4 protein-coding genes are annotated in these 4,658 nt (G+C 34.7%); 1 reads left to right on the top strand and 3 read right to left on the bottom strand.

Features of this window, described 5'->3' with window-relative positions:
- Positions 1 to 544 precede the first annotated feature (544 nt).
- Positions 545 to 1,216 (bottom strand): transcriptional regulator YeiL, encoded by a 672-nt coding sequence (yeiL, locus tag H540_RS0121505; protein WP_028402332.1) that lies wholly within the window; start codon positions 1,214 to 1,216, stop codon positions 545 to 547.
- An 80-nt stretch (positions 1,217 to 1,296) separates the two neighbouring features.
- Between yeiL and H540_RS0121510 the strand changes: the two genes are divergently transcribed.
- The gene (locus H540_RS0121510) at positions 1,297 to 2,469 is read left to right on the top strand and encodes an MFS transporter (RefSeq protein ID WP_028402333.1); all 1,173 of its coding nucleotides are present in this window, start codon (positions 1,297 to 1,299) and stop codon (positions 2,467 to 2,469) included.
- Positions 2,470 to 3,309: 840 nt separating this feature from the next.
- On the opposite strand, the gene H540_RS0121515 is transcribed toward H540_RS0121510, so the two are convergent.
- Complete coding sequence (locus H540_RS0121515) at positions 3,310 to 3,879, bottom strand: manganese efflux pump MntP (protein ID WP_028402334.1); 570 nt, start codon at positions 3,877 to 3,879, stop codon at positions 3,310 to 3,312.
- Between the two features lie 509 nt (positions 3,880 to 4,388).
- A complete protein-coding gene (locus H540_RS32515) occupies positions 4,389 to 4,514 on the bottom strand; it encodes a YjcZ family sporulation protein (RefSeq protein ID WP_081415233.1) in 126 nt (41 codons plus the stop codon).
- Positions 4,515 to 4,658: the final 144 nt, after the last annotated feature.

The raw sequence follows: 4,658 nt of genomic DNA on the forward strand, positions 1-4,658 counted from the left end.
TATTTTCCGAAAATTCGTTTTATCAAAGTAAACAAATTATATTAATCCAGTCTGAACTCAATCTTTTAAGGCGGCTTTTCACTTGGCAGCATTATAAATCCTACAATAACTGATTTATTAAAACTTCAATACCTCAATATTATTGTAATTAATTGATATTTTCCCTAATACTTAAGCTTCTTATCTTCAAAGGGTTCTGATGCAAAAATAAATTATAAAAAAGTAGGACCTGAATTTCCTACTAAATTACAGAGCATGTTCAAGATTTAGAGATTAATTGCAAGTGTTTTGATTTTTTGCACCAGAACCAAAAAGCTACCACAAGTATATAGTGGCAGCTTTATAGCATTCCTTTACCCATTAAATTATTTATGTTTGACTTAAAAAGTCATCTAGGGACATCTGAGAAACTGTAGTTGGAGGTTGCTGTTTCTGTTCCACTTGGTCACTATTAGGTTGCTCTTTTTTGGGTTCTTCAAATAAAGGCTCTCCGCTCTGAGAAGGTTCAATCCCCATCTCATTTTACCTAAGAATCGCAAGTTAGTTACTTATTCCTCAACATCTCGGCGAGTTCATATAGTGGGTTGTGCTGCTGAATGCGATAGTGACGTCCTTCCTTTTGCAAATACCCTTTATCGCAAAATTGTGCAAGCACATGCAATAAGTGTCGATAGGAGACGCCTAAAAAATCACAAACAGTTACGTGTTTCTCCTTATAGACCTCTTCGTCAGCGGTTTGCAAAATAAAATCCGCAAGCCGGTTTTCAAGCGGGAAGGCAAGACTTTGCGAATACTTTGCAGCCATTTGTGTTGCTTTTACACTTAAAAACTTTGTTAGTTCACGTAGAAATGTCGCATCTTCTAGCATTTGTGCGCGGTAGCGATGAAAAGGAAGCGCAAAACAAATGGTCTTAGTGGAGGTTTGAATCCCTTTTGTATAGTACACCTCATTTAATAATTCCATTTCTCCAATATAATCATTTGCGTTGATAAAATTTATTAAAGAAACTTTCCCATTTTGATGCGTTACATAAATTTTTGCTTTTCCTTTAATGACATAAAATAAAAAATCCGGTCTCATGCCTTCTTGAATAATCCATTCATCGCGTTTATATTCATGCACTTCTATAAACTCTTCAATCGGAAAAGAAAATAAATGCGCAATGGAGTACCTCTCCAAATAGCGTTGCCTTTTCTCATTTTTATAAATTTCCATAATCCACCCCTGAAATATGAGATATCTCATATTATTGTACGTATCTCCATGATATCATGCAAACAATGGAGGGACACAGAATGAACACACAACGCTGGATGAGTAGACAGTTTTTTAGTTTTTATATGACATGGGGCGTTTTTTTACCCTATTGGACAGGATGGATGATTCATACAAAAGGGATTACGGTTTCACAAGCTAGTTTGATTATGAGCTTAGGTTTGGTTGCAAGAGGCCTTTCTACATTAGTTGCGTTTCCTTATTTATCGAGGAAATTTAGTAGTAAAACCTTATTAAATGGGATGGCAATCGGCACGCTAATTGCCATTCTGTGTTATATTCCAGCCAGTTCCTTTGCTAGCTTACTTGTGGTAACGTTACTTTTGCATTTTTTTTATCCAACGTTGATGCCTGCTTTAGATAGCGCAGCTGGCGTCCTTGTGCAAAGTAAACAATTAAGACATTACGGGAAGAGCCGCTCGTGGGGATCCATCGGATTTGTCGTGGCCGGCCTGATCTTAACCGTCTTTACAGAGGCGTTTGGGGATGATGTGATTTTATGGGTGCTGTTACTCGGCACATTGGTATTCGCGTGTCTTGGTTTTATGCGTGCACCCGTTGTTTTATCTGAAAAACCGCAAATGGATCAAACAAAAAAAGGCGGCATGCTGAAATTATTTCGCATCAAACACTTTGGTTTGGTGCTCGTCATTGTGATTTTACTGCAAGCGGCACACGCTTCTTATTACAACTATGGATATATTTTTTTACAAGAAATCCATGCACCCCAATATTTAATTGGTGTGATTATTAACATTGCCGTGATCGCAGAAATCATTTTCTTCTCAATCGCAGATCAGAGCTTTCATAAATTTTCAGTAGGTTCTTTACTGACGCTAGCGGCACTTGGTTCATCCGTACGTTGGATATTAGTATTTACCTTTCCAAATGTTATTGTTTTCTGTATCGCGCAAACATTGCATGCATGCTCATTTGCAATGGGGCATTATGCCTTTATGAAATATTTAATCCAAAATATTCCAAATTCACAGATTCCGAAAGTACAAGGCATGTATTCAGCGCTGGCACTTAGCTGGAGCACTGCGGTGTTCACGATTTTCGGCGGCTATTTATACGAAATCGAGCCAAGATACGCCTTTATTGGGATGATTGTTTGTACTATTCCATCGATGCTACTTGCGCTTGTTTATCAGAAATTAGAACTTAAAAAGGAAGCTGCAGTTTCTATTTAGTTCGTTTATATAAGACTTTACGAAGCATGAGTCAATCTTATCCGCCGAGCCATAGAAAATACTCCCCTTAGATAAACAGATTTTTATTTTTTATCTGTCTACCTAATGGGGAGCATATCAAGATGGATTAAAATGGATTCTTCTCTAGCATATTTAAGTTTCGGTTTTATAAAAAAGTTTGATCATTTTCTACCTTTGATCTTAAACAATAGCGCCCGTTCGTATTGTGGAAGATCATTTATTTTTCTTTATTGAAGATAAGCACCCGTTACTTTAAGTACAATTCTTCACAATCTTCCTCTTACTCTTTAATTGTGAACCTTTCCCCCCTCTAAGTAAGCAGCTCTTCTGTTTGGTTTGTTGAAATCCCCCCGAAGAAAGTTCTCCGGGGTATTTCTTAAAATCTTTATAGATTTTGATTTGATTGGCATCCTCAATATTCAGAAGGATTTTATTTAATTTTTTGATCAAATAAAAAGATACAGTATGTTTTCTTCAAGATTAAATGAAAGGAGATTTTTTGATTAATTATTATTTCAAATAGGATATTTTCTTTTTAATTTTTGACTTTTGCGTAACGAGATCTTGTCCAATGATACAAATATAACCAGATTTTCATCATTGCGTATGTATCAAGTTTGCAATAGGCTTGTATAGATGGGAAAGGAGTCGCAGTTCCTTTCCCATTTTGTCAACAGCCCCATTAAACATCATAATAAAAAAAGCTTTATGATTAACTATTTACTCGAAATTTACGCAGGTTTAACAATACATTTGGATTTATCACCTATACTATAATTGAAAGTCAGAACTTTTCCTAAATAAAAGCAATTTACTGCATTATATAATCTGATGAACTCCTACTCCGATTAATAAAAATCCTGAGACCAATGAAGAGTATTTTCCTAGAAATCTGGATACAACTCCGATTCCGATTATATTACCAAAAAAAATCATAAAATATCCCCAGGCAGAAATACTAATGACTATTGTCCATAAAGACATAGAATTTGTAATCGTGGCGCTAAAACTACCTGCAATGTTTGAAAACGATAAACCAAATCCAAGGAGTATCGCTTGTTTGAATCCAGGTTTTTTCAATTTGATTTGTGATGTTTTATTTGAAATTAGAGGATGTAAATAAGCAGTATATAAAATAAATAATCCAACTCCACATAATACAATACAAGAAACTAACTGTCCTGTATTTTTTGAGGTATACTGAGAAATAATTTCACCCATATATGCTCCTAAAAAAGCAGTGAAAAATCCTAAAAAATTAATAATGATATTGACCCAATGAGGAAATCTAATTTTCTCAATTCCATATGCCATACCCACACCTGTATTATCGAGATTTGATCCAATACCAATCAAATTGACAATGATAAAAGCATTAAGCCAAGTCATATAATCACCTCTTATATATTTTTCAATACGTTAATTAGGGATTATTATGGTTCCTACAATGGATTTATTTACATTTTATTTTCAAACTATTTCGTCTTATTCTCTAAAATTAAAAAATAAATATAGGAATAAAAAAGCAGCTGAATATTAATAAAAGATGGACACTTAATGAGATAAGAATCCAAGTAATCACAATTTATTATTGTCTTGCTCGGAAAGGAACTGGAAATGAAATTGATTATTCATTAATTTCTTATGCACCTCCTAATTTAAAAACAGACCTCAATTTCTAATTATCCAGCATCTTGCTGGATTCTTTTTGCACATTTACATCAAAAAACAAGCAATGCCAGCGCAGTGGCATTGCTTGTTTTTTTACATATCTTTTTTTATATTTTACAAACAATTTCGCAATTCAACTTTTCTTCTCTTCTGTAGCCGAAATTGTCCACATAACAACATAACAAAGCCCTTGTAACTATACAAGAGCTTTGTTAACCTATAGTTTGTTAGAATCTAATAAAAGCAGTACCAACAATGATCAATAGAATAAACAATACCACGATTAGAGCAAAACCACTGCCCCAGCCACAGCCGCGGCCGTAGCCGTAGCCTCCATAACCACCATAATACATGACTTTATCACTCCTTTTAAAAGGGGCAAAACCATCTGAAGAATGTACGGATAATCCATAATATGTTTTTAGGCATACATTGAGCTAGTTCAACGCAAAAAGGGCGCTTCTTTCGAAGGCCCTTCGTTTTATTTACCGAACCAA

Source organism: Ectobacillus panaciterrae DSM 19096 (genome assembly GCF_000430785.1).
Taxonomy (GTDB): Bacteria; Bacillota; Bacilli; order Bacillales; family Bacillaceae_G; genus Ectobacillus; species Ectobacillus panaciterrae.

Bases quoted from the DNA above. Each gene is read 5' to 3' on its own strand.
- yeiL (WP_028402332.1), bottom strand. From the start codon at position 1,216: ATGGAAATTTATAAAAATGAGAAAAGGCAACGCTATTTGGAGAGGTAC.
- H540_RS0121510 (WP_028402333.1), top strand. From the start codon at position 1,297: ATGAACACACAACGCTGGATGAGTAGACAGTTTTTTAGTTTTTATATG.
- H540_RS0121515 (WP_028402334.1), bottom strand. From the start codon at position 3,879: ATGACTTGGCTTAATGCTTTTATCATTGTCAATTTGATTGGTATTGGA.
- H540_RS32515 (WP_081415233.1), bottom strand. From the start codon at position 4,514: ATGTATTATGGTGGTTATGGAGGCTACGGCTACGGCCGCGGCTGTGGC.